The following is a 17216-nucleotide window of genomic DNA, read 5'->3' as shown; positions in this document are numbered from 1 at the left end:
AGGGCAAAAGCGGGGATCTATCTAGCCCTAAGGGCAGAGAGGAAGTGCTTTTTGTCTTATCTTTGTGTGCATCAAAATAAACCAAGGCTCAACCATTTGAGTTATACTCTTGTAGTAAATAATCCGACATTAAACCATATATGAGCAGAGAACATCGTCGCTGCCTGATCATCGGATCTGGTCCAGCAGGCTACACAGCCGCTATCTATGCATCACGTGCCAACCTATCCCCCCTCCTATACGAGGGGATACAGCCCGGTGGTCAGCTGACCACAACGACCGAGGTAGAGAACTTTCCCGGGTACCCCGAGGGCACCACGGGGACGTCCCTCATGACCGACCTACGCAAGCAATCCGAGCGTTTCGGTGCTGAGATTCGCCGAGGCATCGCAGTCAAGGCCGACCTATCCAAGGCCCCCTACCTCATTACATTCGACACAGGTGAAGAGATCACAGCCGACACGGTGATTATCTCTACAGGGGCAACAGCCAAGTACCTTGGCCTAGAGGACGAAGCCAAGTATGCGGGTATGGGCGTGTCGGCATGTGCTACGTGCGATGGTTTCTTCTATCGCAATAAGGTAGTAGCCGTAGTGGGTGGTGGCGACACAGCCTGCGAGGAAGCTCTATATCTGGCTAGCCTAGCCAAGCACGTCTACATGATCGTGCGCAAAAACTACCTCCGTGCTTCCGAGATTATGCAGGAGCGTGTACGCAAAGCAGAGAACATCACGATCCTCTTTGAGCACAATACGGTAGGTCTATTCGGGGAGAATGGTGTAGAAGGCGCTCATCTGGTTAAGCGCAAGGGAGAGCCCGACGAGGAGCAGGTAGATATCGCCATTGACGGCTTCTTCCTAGCCATTGGCCATACCCCCAACTCTGGCCTATTCGCCGACTACCTCAAGCTAGACGAAACTGGCTACATCATCACGGAGGGGCACTCGCCTCGCACCAATGTACCGGGCGTCTATGCCGCAGGCGACGTGGCAGATCCACACTATCGCCAAGCGGTAACGGCTGCTGCATCTGGCTGCAAAGCAGCGATCGAGGCAGAGCGCTATCTAAGCGAGCAGGGCCTCTAGGCATCATCACAGTAGAGAGCAGAAGGCGGTGTGTCGGGGCATAAATCTCGGCATACCGCCTTTCCCAATATATCTAGACAGGCACATCAAGACGAGTTGCGACTTGTACCCTCCACTCTACCTCGTGGGTGGAGTGGGGACAAAGCTGTACCTTTGAGCCTCGTTAGGCAATGAATACAAGATGAATATAAATACAGAGAAGGGCAAAGGGCGCATCTGGCGTAGTATCTACGGTGCTCTGGCCCTTAGGCTAGGTTTAGTTTTTGCAGTCTATACCCTATGTAGGCTCATTTTCTACTTCTACAACAAGGATCTATTGGGCATAGACAGCTGGGCGAGCTTCAACCAGATTATGCTCGGTGGGCTCAGATTCGACGCTTCGGCCATTGCCTACACCAACCTGCTGGTCATCGTACTGCATCTACTGCCCTTGCGTATGAGGAGTAGAGCCAGCTATCAGCGCTTCATCGATTGGATCTACTGGCTATCCAATATCCCGATGCTGATCCTCAACCTTGGCGATGTGGTCTACTATCGCTTCAGCGGCAGACGCACCAGCCTATCCGTCTTTGAGGAGTTTGGCAACGAGAATCCTTTCAACTTCGTCCACTTCCTTTGGAGCTACTGGGGCATTACGCTCATCGGCATCGTCATCGTGCTGATATGGGTATGGCTGTATCGTCGCACTCGCCCCACCCAGACCGTGCTAGTGCGTAGCCCTTGGCTCTACTATACAGGCTCGGTTGCCCTAGCGGCTGGCTCTATCGCCCTACTCATCGGGGCAATGCGTGGAGGCTTCCTTGCAGCTACTAGACCTATCTCCCCCGCCAATGCCTCTGCCTATGTCGATCGAGCCGAGCAGAGAGCTATGGTACTCAACACTCCCTTCACGATGATACGCCTAGCAGATAAGTTCGTCCTGCCAGACTATCGGTTTATGGACGAGCAGAGGGCTAGGGCACTTTTCGACCCAGTACGCCTAAGTGCCGATAGTACCCAGTACACAGGTCTTATGAGAGGGCGCAACGTAGTACTCATCATCTGGGAGAGTATGGCACGCGAGTGGGTCGGAGCGCTGAATCGTGACATCGAAGGCTACGAGGGCTATACGCCTTTTATCGATTCGCTACTGCAACACAGCTACTACTTCGAGTGCGGCTACGCAGGTGGAGGCAAGTCGATTGACGCTATGCCCAACCTGATGGCATCGATCCCCAAGCCACAGAGCTCGTTCGTGCTATCGCCCTACTCTGGCAATCGCATCAGCTCGGTCGTAGAGATCGCTCGCCGTGCAGGCTATCAGACGGCTTTCTTTCACAATGCTCCCAATGGCTCGATGGGCTTCGATGCCATGGCTCGTCAGCTGGGCTTCGAGCAATACTACGGCAAGACCGAGTTTGGCGATGATAGCCAGTACGATGGGAAATGGGGGATTTGGGACGAACCCTTCTTGCAGTTTGTATGCGAGAAGATTGGTACGCTGCGTGAACCATTCTTCGCAGGCGAATTTACCACCACTTCGCACGAACCCTACCAGCTGCCTGCGCAGTACGAGGGCGTCTTCGCACATGGGCCTATACCCATTCACCGCTGCGTCCGCTATACCGACTATGCGCTCAAACGCTTCTTCGAGCGAGCTAAGCAGATGCCTTGGTACAAGAATACGCTCTTCGTCATCACGGCTGACCATGCCGTGCCGGGGCATCTCGAGGAGTATAAGAACTCTAGAGGCCTCTTCCGCATACCGATGATTTTCTTCGACCCGTCGGGGCAACTCGTTGGGCGAGATAGCACGACGATCGTCCAGCAAGCCGACCTGATGCCCACGCTACTCGACCTACTCGGGCTAGATGCGCCCGTCGTGGCGTTTGGGCATAATATGCTTGACAGCAATGCCGATCACTGGGCGATGAGCACGCTAGACGGAGCATATCAGATGGTGCGTGGGGATTACCTCCTGCAGTTCGATGGCGAGCGCGTCATAGCTCTGTACAACTATAAGCAAGATCCGCACCTACAGACCGACCTCCAGCATAGCGACTCCGAGGCTCTCGGCGAGCTCCTACCCCTTATGCAGAGCTACCTACAGCAGTTTAGCCAGCGTATGCGAGAGGACAAACTGCAGGTCAAGCCCTAGAGACCAATCAACAGCAAGGTGATAGAAAAATCAATAAATTATATTGATGGGCAACGTAATCATTCCGACGCATCAGAGCGGACAAGGCAAGCAACCACACGAACAAATCTAATGCTGTAATCCAATGAATATATGTATTTTTGAAAGGACAATAAAGCGTTTAATGGTCTAACTATACACCAATGCGTCTATGGAAAGCAAAGCCTGTGTAAGCACCCTACGAACTAGAGTCCGTCGCCGACTTAAAAGGGCTCAATATCCCATCAGCAAAGATTGGTCTAGAGTAAAGCCCACAATAAGTCGACTCCTCTCAGAAGAAAAAAAAGCGTGGAGGGGATGCATATCACTGACTATACTTGGGATTATAAGTGGCCTTTTGTTACTTCTTGTACAAGGCTTAATCAATCAATACGACGACCAAGTAGACGAACAACTAGATACAGCAATCGAGAAGACACTTGAAGATACGGCGACTCCCAAGAGTAAATATGCAACACTAAGCAAGCGACTAGAGGAATATTATTACGCTCCCGCCTCATTCAAAGCCACGGATGAAAATGAGCAAATACTAATTGAAGTATTCAGTAAAAGAATTTCGGAACACCAGACGGCATCTAACTTCCATCTTCAGCAGCAAATCAATGAAGCCAGTAGACCCGGAATAAACTCACAGTATATCCGAGCACTCCTTGCAGAGCTTCCGTTAGGCGAAGGGCAAGTAGCAGTAAAGAGAGAACTTGAGGAGATGTTCCTTACGGGGCGCATCCACTCCGAAGAGATGAAGAATCTCGTCTATGAGATTGCTCTATTCGCACTAGAGCACACCGACAAGTTAACCGAAGAAATCGAACTACAGAAGCAGGCAGGAAATGACTACCTCGCAGAAACTCTAATGGACATCAAGGAGGTGTTGACAGGAAAAAGTAAACGAAATCTAACCTCTATTTACGAAGACTTTAAAGATAAGAAGCGTCAGGACGAGATCAACATCGTCAGGCAGTTGATTGAAGCAGCAGAAGCACAATACTCTTTCGAAGAGGCTTACGACTTCTATAATCGTCTGATTGAATTAGACTCGCCTGAAAAGAAATGGGACTACATCAGACCTCATTTGCGTGTTCTTTCATTGCATACTGCTGAAGCAATGAATGCACTTGGTATAGCATTCTCTAGATGCGAGAATCAAAAGAAAGCCGAAGGGCTTCTCGAATATTCTCTCAAAAGCTTCCTATCTGTAGCTCAAGAAGAACCACAAAAATACAACCCCAAATTAGCAACAATGCTAAATAACACTGGTGTCGCTCTTCGCAATGTCGGCTCCCTTGAGAAGAGTAAGATATATCTTGACAAGGCTCTTGAAATACGCCTAGGGCTGACTCAGTTGAACCCACAAACATACCTCCCTAATGTGGCTGAGACTCTGAGCAACTTGCGTGACCTCTACTATGAGATAGGCAATCTAGAGAAGGCCGAGGCGTGCTTCAAGAAGGAGCTTAAAATAAGGCTAAGACTGACTAACGAGAGATTATACGCAGACACCTACTATGCAGCCAACAACTTACTTAGATTAGGAGTCTTACACAAAGAAACCGGAGACTACAGACAAGCTAAGGAGTACTTAGAAGATGCACTTCAAGCTTATCAAAGACACGCAAAAGGGAGCCCTCAGGCCTTCCTCTACATAAACGACTTTTTTGGGAGTCCATTCAAAAATATTACAGATTTTAAGGAAGCCAAGACACCCTCAGGAAGAAGAGCTAAAGTATATGATGAGTTAGTAGGAAAGAATCTGCAGGCCTACTTACTAGATTTGGCGACGACCCTAAATAGCTTAGGGAACTTACTCAAAAACATCGGAGAGCTTGAGGGAGCTCAAATTAGTTACGCAGAAGCACTCAATATATATAGAGAGTTGGCGGAACAAAATCCACAGGCATACAACCCCGATGTGGCGACGACTCTAAATAACTTAGGGATCGTACTCAAAAACATCGGAGAGCTTAAGAAAGCACAAACGCATTACGAGGAAGCACTCAAAATACGCCGAGAGCTGGCGGACAAGAATCCACAGGCATACAAACCCGATGTAGCGGGAGTTCTAAATAACTTGGGGGTCTTACTCCAAAACCTCGGAGAGCTTAAGAAAGCACAAACGCATTACGAGGAAGCACTCAAAATACGCCGAGAGTTGGCGGACAAGAATCCACAGGTATACAAACCCTATGTGGCGACGACTCAACAGAACCTAGCTATCCTCTACTGGAAGCTAAGGATGCAAGAAAAAGCCGAAGAGGCTTATCAAGAAGCTCGCAACATCCTCCACGAGCTAGCAAGTTTCAATCCCAAAGCCTACGGAATAGACTATGCCAGCACACTTGTGATGGGTGGTGTCTCGCTGGGTAAGCCGACGGGAGAACTTGAGGAGGCGAAGGCTATCCTACTCAAATACCCTGAACATCCCAAGGCAAAAAGATTACTAGAAATAATAGACAAGCGTCTCAAAGAGCACTAAAAATCAAAGCAAGGGGGCTGCGCACGAAGTCGATACTTCGGCACAGCCCCCTTAGCTTTTACTCGAGTAAGTGTAGGCTACTTCTTGAGTAGCTCGTCGATGCGCTCTAGATAGTCGAGCGAATCGTCGATGTAGAAGGATAGGTCTGGCAACTTGCGCAGCTGAGTGCGCACGCGCTGACCTAGGTCGTAGCGAATTGTCTTGGTATTCTCTCGGATATTCGCGAGGAGCTCCTTGCCTCGCTCGGTAGGGAAGATCGAGAGACGAACACGTGCAATGCTCAAATCGGGGCTAACAGTAACCGAGGTGACGGTCACGAGTACGCCCGGCATCGCCGAGGTTTGTTGGCGAAAGAGATCGCTGATTTCTTTCTGCAGAAGCCGATTGATACGGCTCATACGGGTATTATCCATACTTATCTTTTGTCTTATTATTTACTATTCTACTGTTGATGATTGTACCTGCAAAGGTACTGCATCCGACGGAAGTGTATCTAGAGGCAGGATGCGAGGCGGTCTGATGCGACTCTTAGTAGGGGAGAAAAGATCGCCTAGGCGGTCGAAGCGTTGCCTAAAGAGGATTCCAAAACCTTGGGTCGTCAGCCCTTGACGCAGATACTGGTACATCTGGTTGTAGTGGTTGTAGCCCTTGAGGCGAATCGTGCCGGGGCGATTGAGTTTATACTCAATATCGAACTCGCCAATGTACGTATTGTTGAGATATGGATTGTCGTGGTAGCCGACGTTGGCACTGAAGAGCAGGCGATTGTCGAACCAGCTCCCTGAGAGCAGAAGCTCAATATCTGTATCCTCGAAGGCGGTATTGCGCGTCTTGATGCTTGTGCCGATGTTGATCGTTTCGCTTAAGTTGCCTAACAGATACGACAGTTGCTCCGAGAGGGCAGAGGAGGCCACAGCAGTCCAGTTGCTCGTCGTATTCTTGCCTTCACGGGCGAGCTGATCGGGCGTGTAGAACTTACCAAGAGCAATCAGGTATAGCATCTGGCGCATCACCGCATCGTCTGTATTCAGGAGCGAGCGGACACGGCGCTCTAGCTCAGAGTCTACTCCCGGGAGTTCCAGAGCAAAGCGGACATTCGGGTGCGTGATTTCGCCCGTAATGCCGAGCATACAGTGCACGGGGATGTTCGTTCGCCGTGCATCGAGGGCAAGGTCTTCGTCTAGGTCGGCGATGTTAGCCGTCAGCGCGTAGACCGCCTTTAGGTCCAGATTGGCCTGCATCGGATTGCCACGGAAGACGATCTCTCCGCCCTCGGCGATGGTAAAGCGCTTATGAGCAAGCTGCTCTAGGCGGAAGGTGTAGAGCCCCTCGGTAATGTCGAGGCTCCCGAAGACGGTGGATTCTCCTAGATTGGGTACGTTAATCATCAGATTACCCTCTCCACGGCCTTTGATTTCGTTGTTGCCGTCGTAGCCAAGGCGCAGAGTCATCTTGGCCTCTGGCGTCACGGTGAGGTTCATCTTCATATCAAACGCCATAGGCTGCTCCTCTAGGGCAAGAGCAAGCGTATCGGTCTGATAGAGCAGGCTATCGGAGCGTAGTGGTCGGAAGCGCATCAAGCTCTCCTCACGGCCAATCTGCACGGGGTTGAAGTCGAGTGTCAGATCCGTACCCGCCTCACTGGAGAGTGCCAGATCGATCGAGAGGCGATCCTCATTGCCTCGTAGCGTCGCCTGCCCAGAGCCGTACGCCGTGCCGTAGACGGGTATATCTCTATTGGTCGTGGTCTGTAGGAGCTTAAGTCGGTCAATGTCGTAGGCACGTAGCTGGATGTCGAAGTCGCCGAAGTGATCGTGCCCAATATAGCCCTCGAGTATCCCCGTCCGCCCAGATTCGTCCCTTAGACGGAGCTTATCGAAGATCATGCGCTCAGGCGTGAAGCGCAGTTTCTGGTCAAAAAAGTACTTAGTCCCTAAAATCTTAATTCCGACTTCGCCCCCGTCTACTTGCGCTTCGCCCGCCACGGTCACGCCCCGCTCGAAGGGGCCAAAGAGCCTTACCGAGCCCGTGCCTCGTCCGCCAATGGTACTGAGAAATCCGTCTGTGAATACATGTACGAAGCCAAGGTCAAACTGCTCGGCCTTGAACTGTAGATCTATCCCTGCGGGGGTTTCGAGGCGAATATGTCCGTCCACACGTGAGCGCCCGCCAGCTAACTGATTGACCCAGCCGTGTAGGTTGAGGTTCATATCTTCGCTATTCCAATTCAGCCCGACATCAATCGCTGCGACATCGTAACCCGAGAGATGGAAATTCGGGCTAGTTACCTGCGCTTCGGCTCTGATGACATCGCCATCTAGACGAGCACGAGCTGTGCCCGTCAGATCGGTTTCGATCATCGTAAAGTCAATGCCCGATGCCTCGAGTATGTAGCGCAGATTGATATTCTCTAGTTGAGCGACGATCTCATCGCCGGGTAGCTTACCGAGCGAACCGTCCACCCTCAGGCTACGCCCCTCGGTCTGCAACCTCAGACCGTGTATAGCGACGGATTGGGCAGACAAATCGGCATGAGCTGGAGCTAGGTGCCACAGAGCAGAGTGAATGCGTAGTTTGGAGGGGTATAGACGGAGTTTGGCCCGCAAGTCTTCCCAGCTAGCGACTCGGCTAGAGGCTGCTTCTAGAAGTGTAGAGAGGTGAAGGACGCCATTCTCCTGCCCATCAGCCTCACGGCCTAGATTCAGTTTGAGCTCTACGCTGTCGCCACTTGAGGCAAGTGAGAGCTTAGATCCGAGGAGAGCTCCCCCACCGAGGAGCTTGACGTCACCACTAGCCTCTATCCGATTGTCCACAAGAGATAGCTGCAGATCCCGCAAACGATGCTGAGATAGCTCCATATCCTTAGCCAAGAGGGTGAGAGCAAGGTGGTCTTTGGCTTCGTCGTATCTCCCCGAGAGGCTGAGTGGCTCCGTGAGGGCAAGCGAAAGCCCAAGATGACGGTCGAGGTGGCGGGGCAGGCTATCGACCTTGAGCTCTAGGCGTGCCCACTGTGCACGGTCGCTATTCCTCTTAACTGGGGCGATGTGATGCAGCAGAGGAATATGCCGGTAGAACGAATGCACCATTCGGCTAGGTAGCTCAGTAAGCTGATAATCCCCCACCAGACTAAGCGAGAGCCACGGAGCGACAGCCGAGAGGTAGCATTGATGCTCGTCCTTGCTCAGACTAAGGTGAAGATCTCGTAGGGTCATACTATCCGCTCGCTCAACGAGCGAGAAGTGCTTCAGCCTAAGTGCTCCCACTGCCTCCTGCATATCTAGAGAAGACAAATGTGCCTCAGCATCGAAAGTAAAGTAGCGAGATAGCTCACCATCCTCTAGCCCTAGATGCCCAAGGTTGATACCTTCGCTCACGACGCCCAATGTCAAATCTCGAGGTGTAGAGCCAGTTAGAGAGAATGAGGCCTCCGCCGTGAGCTGAGCATTGGGGTCGGCCGAGTGTAGATCTAGCTGATAGCGTCCAGTTCGTGGGTTCGTAATCGTGGCTTGTAGGTCACGATAGGTGTAGCCACGCCAAGCAAGTTGCTCAATATCCACACGACCTGCTGCCTGCCATGCAGAGAGGCTATCGGATCGATTGGCCTCGAGCTCCAACGCTCCTGACAATAGGCCTAGCTGCATGGTCTGACCAATGAGCGGAGCTGCATCGAAGCGTGGCGTACTGAGCTTCAGACGAACGAACTCCTGCCCTAGATCCATACGTTCCAAGAGCGCAAACGTTTGCCAACGCCCGAGGCCTGTACTGAGTAGGCCGTCCACAGCAAGCAATTCGTTTAGACGGATCTTGAACCCTCCCTGATAGCTCACTTGCCCGAGTGAGGAGAGAGCAGCCAATTGCTCCGTCAAACTAAAATTCGGAATGAACCTAGGCAAAAGCAATACCAGTGAAGAGGATAGCTGGAGCGGACTGGTATGCAAATCCGCACCCTCAAATTGCCCAAGGCTATCTAGATGAATTTGCCCTTGGCTATTGAGATACATACGATTGTCCAGACGCATCTGCCACTCCTCGACATCAATATGGTAGCCTTGCCCCAGTAGCTTAGCTTGCACAGAGAGCTTAGCCTCTCCTAGAGCCTCTAGTGGGGCATAGAATGGTGCAATATCTCCGGCCGAGAGCTCCATCCGTCTTAGATCCAGCTCCTCAACGATCGCCAAACCCTCTCGGGAGGTATTGAGGGTGAGGCGTGGGATAGAGATCTCGCTCTCGTCGAGCTGAAGACCAAGATTGCTCAGAGTAATGCGGCTCTCACGCCCCTCGATCTGAGCCTTCATATCCCTGAGCACAAAGCCCCATGAGGTAGAGAAGTTCAATTCGTCCACGACTCCACCAAACTGATTGGGGGCGAAATTGAGGCGCCGGATCTTCGTATTCAGCCGCTCAAGTGCAAGCATCTGCCCCGTCTTTCGCTGCAGACTGATAGAGGCGTCACGCAGAATGATCGTATTGATGTCTACGACGAGCGAAGACGAATCCTCGTCCGAGCCACTCAGTCGCTCTAGAATGGGCTGGACGTTGAGCCGTCCCGAAGCACTATCTACAATCAGATGAATTGATGCCCCAAAGAGGCGCGCTGAGCTAACTCTCAAGCTCTGGCTTAGGATCAAGTCCGAGAGCTCGATACCAGCAAGCAAACGATCGGCCTTGAGAGCTGGACGGTTAAGGCTATCCAATACCAGAATATCATCGACCGACAAGTCGAGCCAACCATCGACACTGACACGCCCAATCGACACCTCTGTGCCGAGAAGCTTGCCCAACGTATGGGCGACCCTATTGCCAGCGCTACGCTGAATACTTGGTATAAGGAAGAGCAACGAGGGGAGTATGTACAAAAAGGCAAGCACCGCCATCGCAATGAATGCGACGCGGAGCCTACCGAGTACACGTCTATTGATCTGCCAATAGCTCATCGATTACTCAGATCCTCTTAGATGTAGCGTTGGGAATAGGGCTAATGCTCCCACCGAATGGGTTACTAATATCCTAGTCGCTCCTCTATCTTTGGTCGTAGCGTTGGCCTACCACTTGCCAGTCAATGATGCGCCAGAGAGCCTTGAGGTGATCGGCACGCTTATTCTGATAGTCGAGGTAGTAGGCGTGTTCCCACAGGTCTACGCCTAACAGTGGTGTTAGGTCACGAACTACTGGGTTACTCCCATTGGCCTCCTTGACGATAGAGAGTGTGCCAGCCTTGTCCGAGGCGAGCCAGAGCCAACCAGAGCCAAAGAGCGTCATGCCCTCACGCTCAAAAGCAGCACGGAACTCGGCCTCGCTACCCCACTGCTTCTTGATGGCCTCGGCCAATGCTCCTGAGAGTGCTTGTGGCTTGGGGGAGAACTGAGCAAAGTAGAGGTTATGATTGAGGAGCTGACCAGCATTATCGAATATCCCCCCTTTACTCTGCTTGACGATGCTCACCAAATCGGTCACGTGCTCAAACACAGTACCTGCTTTGAGGCGATTGAGGTTGTTGACATAGCCCTGCAAGTGCTTGCCGTGGTGTAGCTCGACCGTAGCCTTACTGATCACTGGTTCCAGGGCATCGGTAGCGTATGGAAGCTTCATCAGCTCGAAGCGATGCGCCTCTGCGGCCTCGGCCTTTACCTTGTGATGTGGAGCTGGAGTGCTTGCTAGGGCAGGCTGTCCCGCCAAAGAGCCTGCCAAAAGCAAGCCACTTAGCATAACTGTAAGCATATTTTGTACTAAATCTATTTGATGAAATTAACCATTGAATGAATGTCTATTTACGTTTCTTCCTAAGGAAAAACCCTAGAGCCTTCCAGAGTATACCACGGGTCTGGGTCATCAAGAAAGCCGAAACGACGGGGCGAGCGATATTGTATGCCACACCCAAGTAGGGCATATAGGGGCGCACATAATTGAAGCCCCTAGTCAGCAGACCATCTTCCTTGGGCTGATAGGCCTTGGAGCGCAAGCGTGCTGTCTGCACGTTGGTACTGAGCTTAGTTCGCTCCTTGGAGCTAAACTGGCGCACCAGCGGGGCCACATAGCGATAGGCTGGCACAACTTGCTCGAGACGTTCGCCGATCAAGCTGATAGCAATGTCGGCATAGTTCTCTTGGACATAACGCACACCTACCTCCACATCGTGTCTAGCCTCTTCAGATTTTCGCTGAGCCTCTAGAGAGCGACAGGAGAGATCATCATAGGCCTTCTCGCTGGCGATGACACACTCCTCCCTATAGGCAGGCGATACCACGAGCCATGGCTCTGTGTCGATCTGCTTATTGATAGCATCGATCGCATCAATAGCCTTACGAGCCACACGGTTCTGCACATAGGATTGTATCACCCCTCTGAGCAATATATATAGTAGGATTAGGACGGCATAGCCCGCAGCCACAATCAGCAATCCCACGGCTTGAGAAGCTTGATAGATCTCAGCGATATACAGCCCGAGGGCGATATTGAGGAAAAGGAAGAGATGCCAGAGCAAAAAAACCAGTATCACATACTGGACGATTTGACTCGTCGTTTGGGCACCACGAAGCCCCAAGAAGCTGAGCCCTTGGTTGAGCTTACTTCTTAGCAGGGAGACAGATGCCTGAGAGAGCTTATTGAGCGCTTGGCGTTCGGTTGTCATCATAGTTTCTACGAATAATTTGGGTAAGAGCAGAGCTTTCTACGAACTCCTAATACTACTAAAAAACAGCAATCCCAAGGGGCAGGGCCACGCTTGAGATTACTGCACTAGATACACAGCTACCAAGATCCGCGAGGCAGGTAGCCCAAGAGCTGTAGGCCTAGAGATCGTTGATCTCGTCACGCACCTCGCTGAGTAGCTCCTCCGTTTCGTGGCTTAGGCGCTTGCGATAGCGGTCGTAGCGATCTTTGGCTTCGTAGTACCCCTCTACGATACTATCACGAGCTCGATCTACCGTGCATGAGAAGTCATCTGCGAAGCGCTCACGCTTACTACGATCCGAGAAATAAGCCACAGCAGCGCCTACAGCAGCGCCAATGAGCAGTCCTAGGGCAAACTTGCCTCCTCCATTTGAATTAGCCATAATTTTATTCTTTTTTATAAAACAACTTATCTTGACCATTAAACTACTCCGTAAAGTTAGTAATTATTGTCTAATTTTTAAACCCTTTTTGAAGCACATCTGTTCAGAAACGACGCAAATATCTTGCAAAAAGCAATCGGATACCCCCATTAGTGGGATATCCGATTGGTGCAGATAAGCTCCGTATATAAGGAGAGAGTGTAGCCCTTGGGCTCTAGACTCCTGCGACGAGAGTCGCCAGACGACTAGTCTTCGATCTGCTGAAGTTGCTTTACATAGATGGCCTTCTGCATCTTCTTACGCTTGATAACAGAAGGTTTGATGAAAGCCTGACGAGCACGCAGTTCACGCACTGCCCCCGTTCTCTCAAACTTTCTCTTAAACTTCTTCAGAGCCTTCTCGATGTTTTCGCCCTCTTTTAATGGAACTACGATCATAATTACTTAATTCTTTATATTTATGTTATACCTTTCTTGATGCAAGAACCCAAGTTTGGGTCTGCAAATTTAGCTATACTTTATGTAAACACCAAAACCACAGACCAAAACTCCCTAGAATAGCCGCAACGTAGCCACGCAAAAAGGACTCTCTACAGCAAGAATCGCAACAAAATAATCAAGAGCTATGTGAGAAGGCTCAGGCCTTTCGCATAGCTCTTGTAAACGTCCTATTTAACGTAGGATTTATGCTTGAGCTTCCGTAGTAGGAGCAGCCTCCGCAGCTACCTCCTGCTGAGCAGGAGCATTCTCCGAAACCACTTCAAATGGCACCTCTACAGACACCTCCTTGTGGAAGCGTACCATAGCCGTGTAGCTACCAAGCTCTTTAACCCCCTTGACGGTGATAAGCTTACGCTCTACCTCGAAGCCCTTCTTGGCTAGCTCCTCTGCAATCTGGATGTTGGTCACAGAGCCATAGATAGCACCTGCTGCACCAGTCTTCATAGAAATCACAAGCTTCACACCCTCAAGCTTAGCAGCCTTCTCTTCGGCTTCCTTCTTGATAGCGGCGAGTTTGTGAGCACGCTGCTTAAGGTTCTCTGCCAACATCTTCTTGGCAGACTCCGTAGCCATGATAGCCTTACCTTGAGGGATTAGAAAGTTGCGCCCGTAACCATTCTTTACGGTTACTACGTCGTCCTTGTAGCCTAGACCAGCTACGTCTTCTTTCAAAATAACTTCCATTGTATTCTGTCTCCTCTCGTTAAAATTACTTAGTCATGTTGTCTGTTACGTAAGGCAGCAGAGCTAGGTGACGCGCACGCTTCACAGCCTGAGCCACACGACGCTGGAACTTGAGTGAAGTCCCGGTGATGCGACGTGGAAGGATCTTACCCTGTTCGTTGAGGAACTTCTTGAGGAAGTCGGGATCCTTATAGTCGATGTACTTGATACCGCTCTTCTTGAAACGGCAATACTTTTTTCTGTTCTTGTCTACCGATAGTGGAGTTAGGTAGCGAATTTCTGATTGAGGTGCAGCCATTGTTTAGTTTGCGTTAGATGATGACTTCAAGTTTCTTCTCTTAGCAGCGTACTCAGCAGCGAACTTATCCTGACGGAAAGTCAAGAAGCGAAGTACAGCTTCGTCACGGCGGAAGTTAGTTTCCAGCACAGCGATTGTCTCTGGGTTTGCCTTAAACTCTACAAGCTGGTAGAACCCTGTAGACTTCTTCTGGATTGGATAGGCCAACTTCTTCAGACCCCAATTCTCGTGGTTTACGATCTCGGCTCCTTCTTTCTGGAGCAGACCGATAAACTTGTCTACCGCTTCCTTCATCTGAACCTCAGACAAAACGGGAGTTAAAATGAAAACGGTTTCGTAATTGTTCATTGTTTATTGATACTGTTAGTTTGTTAAATAACGGCGACAAAGGTACAAAAAATATCACACCCACGCAATTAGCCGTAGCACTCGGTACAACTTCGAACGTAAAGCACCCTAAATCGCTGCCAATACGAAGGCAAACTTGGGCAACCTATTAGGTGTATTAAATGGGGTTGCAGCAAAAATGAATTTTGCCACAGCCCCACGACATTTGGGATATACTCAGCCGGCTTGAATATCCCATTAGGGTCGCACCATTTAGGCGATATTGCATATCCCAAAGGCACATCAAAGATAGCTGCTTATCCGAATACCTACAAATGATTTGTGCAGAGTATTATGTACTTTCGTGGATTATAGCCAAACCACTATACGTAATTATACGATGAAATTGAAAGCTTTTCAGGAGTACTATCCTCCTCAATTCAGTCACTGCTTCGGGTGTGGCACAGACAATGCTCATGGTCTGCACATCATGAGCTATTGGGCAGACGAGGCCGCAGGCGAAACAATAGCCATCTTTACCCCTTCGGAGGAATACACTGGGGGATTCCCCGGATTTGTCTACGGCGGACTAATCGCTGCGATACTAGACTGCCATGGAAATGCGACAGCCTCTGCAGCTGGCTACCGGCACTATGGCCGAGCACTAGGGAGCGAACCAGCCCTACGCTACGTCACAGCTAATCTCAATCTTAACTATCGCCACCCTACCCCAATGGGGCAATCGCTGGAACTAGGGGCAAAAATTACAACCACAACAGACAGAAAAGTCTGCATGAATCTCTGGCTAATAGCCAATGGACTGACGACAGTCGAGGGGACGATGACCTCCGTGCTCCTCCCCTTAGCCAATCAGCAACTACGATCTAAGGCATTTTAGCCGCCTAGTATCCCCCTAGAAGAATAGCAAATCACACATTGGTTTGTCTACTTTTTAGTTAAGGATTGTAAAGACATTAGTAAGAAAACGAATCAAATGAGAGGTTGATTCATAAAGACAGACTAGGCTTCCCGAAAAAATCGAAGGACTAACTACAACGAATTAATGGACACATCATACTGAGTCAGTCCATCAATCCCCAAAAATCAATGGAAAAAAACACCGACAAACCAGCTACAAACAGATAGAGCCGCTCGATGAGCGGCTCTATCTGTTTGTAGCTTAATACATTAAAAAGGAGTGATTTTAGACAGCCATTTCCACTAGGCTGGTCTTAGGCCCCAAAATGATCCAGAATGCAACCTAGAGCCTTCTAGGCCCCAAATACGAAGTCTAGCACCATTACCCCGATTAAACGATCCGTCATAGCCCACAACCCCAAACCTAATCCAATACTGTAAACTTTTGTATCCCCTCTCCACAACGAAAAGATATAGAAAGTCCACAACATCAAAGGCCTTAGATTATGATGCTAGCTCTGATGACTCTCTGCTTGGAAATCAAGCCCCGAAAAAGCTAGACAAGCTAACGTAGTATTTGCAAACCCAGTCTATTCTGCACCTTGACAATTAAGTAGGCAAACCCTAGGGACATGACGAATACAATCAAAGTACCAAAACTTTGGTAACAATCCTCCAAGCCCATCAAAGACAAACAGAAGGATACTCCATAAGCAATAATCAAGTGGAAATAATAAATATTCCCAGCGTATCGCTTACCAATACTACTTAACTTACTTTCAACACCTAATTTCCCATTCTTAAGACAAGATACAAACACACTCAAAACGAGAGGTAGGGTCATCAAAAAAATTCCCTCAGTCGAATGTGCGTAAGAATACTTCATGAGAAAAGTATATTCAACAAACAACAGCACAACCACACAGAGGGTACAGTCGAACCAGTGTTTGCTCTTGATCAAAAAAGATTCATTCTCTTTAACCCAGTAGCCCAGAGCGAGGAATGGAATTGCATAACTCACTGCATTGTACGTCAAAAGAGACGAAGCCTCTCCCCCTAGAAAACGATAACGACCGAGCAAGATCCCCGTTATAGATAGAGCGACTAAACACCCTACCCCTTTTTTCTTGAATATTTTAAGGTAAACCGCAAAGAATACCAACCCCTCCAAAAGAGCTGTCAGGTACCATAAATGAATAGTTTTGAATGAATGAAAGCCCATAAAAACAAGCCTAGCATACAAAACCCAACCTCTAAATAAGTCCTCATGTATAGGAGCAAATGGATAATAGACAACTTGTAAAATAATTATGATAGGCATAATCCTTTTTATGGCTTTAACAATATTTCGATATGTCACCTCTGCATTATCATGAAAAAGGAAATATCCCGTAATCATAAAGAATAGAGGGACAGCAGCTGCGTTGATAGCCTCTAAATAAAGGACCTGCTCCATTGGAGTATGGCAAGCAACCACCAAAAAGGAAGATATTCCTTTAAGTACATATAGAGAGAGACCGTTGCACGGCATTTTGCCGCTTTTCGGTTAGAAACGTCGTATATATCTCTGATTATTACTATCTTTAATATGTAATTAACTGTATTGACATGGCAACCAAACCAACCGAACCAGCTCCGAGCTTCCTACAAGTATATACTCAGGTTCGTCGCGACCGGATGAAGCACTCCTTTCTCCGCCAAAT

The 17216-nt window shown here is 49.6% G+C and carries 14 protein-coding genes; 4 read left to right on the top strand and 10 right to left on the bottom strand.

The annotated features are described in order from the left end of the window. Positions 1-140 precede the first annotated feature (140 nt). The 3 genes from trxB to HQ41_RS03735 all read left to right on the top strand — a co-directional run bounded on the left by trxB (position 141) and on the right by HQ41_RS03735 (position 5734). Positions 141-1085, top strand: coding sequence for a thioredoxin-disulfide reductase (gene trxB / locus HQ41_RS03745; RefSeq protein ID WP_044188116.1), 945 nt, complete (start codon positions 141-143; stop codon positions 1083-1085). A gap of 181 nt (positions 1086-1266) precedes the next feature. Continuing rightward, positions 1267-3222, top strand: a complete 1956-nt coding sequence (locus tag HQ41_RS03740) for an LTA synthase family protein (protein ID WP_044188113.1) — start codon at positions 1267-1269, stop codon at positions 3220-3222. Positions 3223-3412: 190 nt separating this feature from the next. Then, on the top strand, positions 3413-5734 hold the full coding sequence (locus HQ41_RS03735) for a tetratricopeptide repeat protein (protein WP_044188111.1): 2322 nt from the start codon (positions 3413-3415) through the stop codon (positions 5732-5734). 77 nt (positions 5735-5811) lie between these two features. Here HQ41_RS03735 and rbfA read toward each other — a convergent pair whose 3' ends face one another. The 9 genes from rbfA to rpsF form a co-directional block, all read right to left on the bottom strand. Continuing rightward, positions 5812-6147 carry a 30S ribosome-binding factor RbfA gene (rbfA, locus tag HQ41_RS03730; RefSeq protein ID WP_044188108.1) on the bottom strand — a complete coding sequence of 112 codons (336 nt, stop codon included), beginning with the start codon at positions 6145-6147 and terminating at the stop codon, positions 5812-5814. 24 nt (positions 6148-6171) lie between these two features. Continuing rightward, positions 6172-10668, bottom strand: coding sequence for a translocation/assembly module TamB domain-containing protein (locus tag HQ41_RS03725; RefSeq protein WP_044188105.1), 4497 nt, complete (start codon positions 10666-10668; stop codon positions 6172-6174). 85 nt (positions 10669-10753) lie between these two features. Beyond that, positions 10754-11323, bottom strand: a complete 570-nt coding sequence (locus HQ41_RS03720; protein WP_235300181.1) for a superoxide dismutase — start codon at positions 11321-11323, stop codon at positions 10754-10756. A 175-nt stretch (positions 11324-11498) separates the two neighbouring features. Beyond that, a complete protein-coding gene (locus HQ41_RS03715) occupies positions 11499-12365 on the bottom strand; it encodes a hypothetical protein (protein ID WP_152567329.1) in 867 nt (288 codons plus the stop codon). Between the two features lie 157 nt (positions 12366-12522). After that, entirely contained in the window at positions 12523-12786 is a 264-nt protein-coding gene (locus HQ41_RS03710) for a YtxH domain-containing protein (RefSeq protein ID WP_044188097.1), read from the bottom strand. 245 nt (positions 12787-13031) lie between these two features. Further along, a complete protein-coding gene (gene rpsU / locus HQ41_RS03705; protein WP_044188095.1) occupies positions 13032-13223 on the bottom strand; it encodes a 30S ribosomal protein S21 in 192 nt (63 codons plus the stop codon). A gap of 246 nt (positions 13224-13469) precedes the next feature. After that, on the bottom strand, positions 13470-13970 hold the full coding sequence (gene rplI, locus HQ41_RS03700; RefSeq protein WP_044188093.1) for a 50S ribosomal protein L9: 501 nt from the start codon (positions 13968-13970) through the stop codon (positions 13470-13472). A gap of 25 nt (positions 13971-13995) precedes the next feature. Continuing rightward, a complete protein-coding gene (gene rpsR / locus HQ41_RS03695) occupies positions 13996-14268 on the bottom strand; it encodes a 30S ribosomal protein S18 (RefSeq protein WP_044188091.1) in 273 nt (90 codons plus the stop codon). A gap of 3 nt (positions 14269-14271) precedes the next feature. Further along, entirely contained in the window at positions 14272-14616 is a 345-nt protein-coding gene (rpsF, locus tag HQ41_RS03690; RefSeq protein ID WP_044188089.1) for a 30S ribosomal protein S6, read from the bottom strand. Positions 14617-14995: 379 nt separating this feature from the next. Between rpsF and HQ41_RS03685 the strand changes: the two genes are divergently transcribed. Continuing rightward, positions 14996-15493, top strand: coding sequence for a PaaI family thioesterase (locus HQ41_RS03685; protein WP_044188087.1), 498 nt, complete (start codon positions 14996-14998; stop codon positions 15491-15493). Positions 15494-16078: 585 nt separating this feature from the next. On the opposite strand, the gene HQ41_RS03680 is transcribed toward HQ41_RS03685, so the two are convergent. After that, a complete protein-coding gene (locus HQ41_RS03680; RefSeq protein WP_081964749.1) occupies positions 16079-17044 on the bottom strand; it encodes an acyltransferase family protein in 966 nt (321 codons plus the stop codon). Positions 17045-17216: the final 172 nt, after the last annotated feature.

Origin of the sequence: Porphyromonas sp. COT-290 OH860, assembly GCF_000768935.1 — a bacterium.
Lineage (GTDB): Bacteria > Bacteroidota > Bacteroidia > Bacteroidales > Porphyromonadaceae > Porphyromonas.
The sequence above is the reverse complement of the archived record's forward strand: the minus strand, read 5'-3'. Positions and strand labels throughout refer to the sequence as shown.

Bases quoted from the DNA above. Each gene is read 5' to 3' on its own strand.
- HQ41_RS03685 (WP_044188087.1), top strand. From the start codon at position 14,996: ATGAAATTGAAAGCTTTTCAGGAGTACTATCCTCCTCAATTCAGTCAC.
- HQ41_RS03680 (WP_081964749.1), bottom strand. From the start codon at position 17,044: ATGCCGTGCAACGGTCTCTCTCTATATGTACTTAAAGGAATATCTTCC.
- rbfA (WP_044188108.1), bottom strand. From the start codon at position 6,147: ATGGATAATACCCGTATGAGCCGTATCAATCGGCTTCTGCAGAAAGAA.
- rpsR (WP_044188091.1), bottom strand. From the start codon at position 14,268: ATGGCTGCACCTCAATCAGAAATTCGCTACCTAACTCCACTATCGGTA.
- HQ41_RS03715 (WP_152567329.1), bottom strand. From the start codon at position 12,365: ATGATGACAACCGAACGCCAAGCGCTCAATAAGCTCTCTCAGGCATCT.
- rpsF (WP_044188089.1), bottom strand. From the start codon at position 14,616: ATGAACAATTACGAAACCGTTTTCATTTTAACTCCCGTTTTGTCTGAG.
- rplI (WP_044188093.1), bottom strand. From the start codon at position 13,970: ATGGAAGTTATTTTGAAAGAAGACGTAGCTGGTCTAGGCTACAAGGAC.
- HQ41_RS03740 (WP_044188113.1), top strand. From the start codon at position 1,267: ATGAATATAAATACAGAGAAGGGCAAAGGGCGCATCTGGCGTAGTATC.
- HQ41_RS03725 (WP_044188105.1), bottom strand. From the start codon at position 10,668: ATGAGCTATTGGCAGATCAATAGACGTGTACTCGGTAGGCTCCGCGTC.
- HQ41_RS03735 (WP_044188111.1), top strand. From the start codon at position 3,413: ATGGAAAGCAAAGCCTGTGTAAGCACCCTACGAACTAGAGTCCGTCGC.
- trxB (WP_044188116.1), top strand. From the start codon at position 141: ATGAGCAGAGAACATCGTCGCTGCCTGATCATCGGATCTGGTCCAGCA.
- rpsU (WP_044188095.1), bottom strand. From the start codon at position 13,223: ATGATCGTAGTTCCATTAAAAGAGGGCGAAAACATCGAGAAGGCTCTG.
- HQ41_RS03710 (WP_044188097.1), bottom strand. From the start codon at position 12,786: ATGGCTAATTCAAATGGAGGAGGCAAGTTTGCCCTAGGACTGCTCATT.
- HQ41_RS03720 (WP_235300181.1), bottom strand. From the start codon at position 11,323: ATGAAGCTTCCATACGCTACCGATGCCCTGGAACCAGTGATCAGTAAG.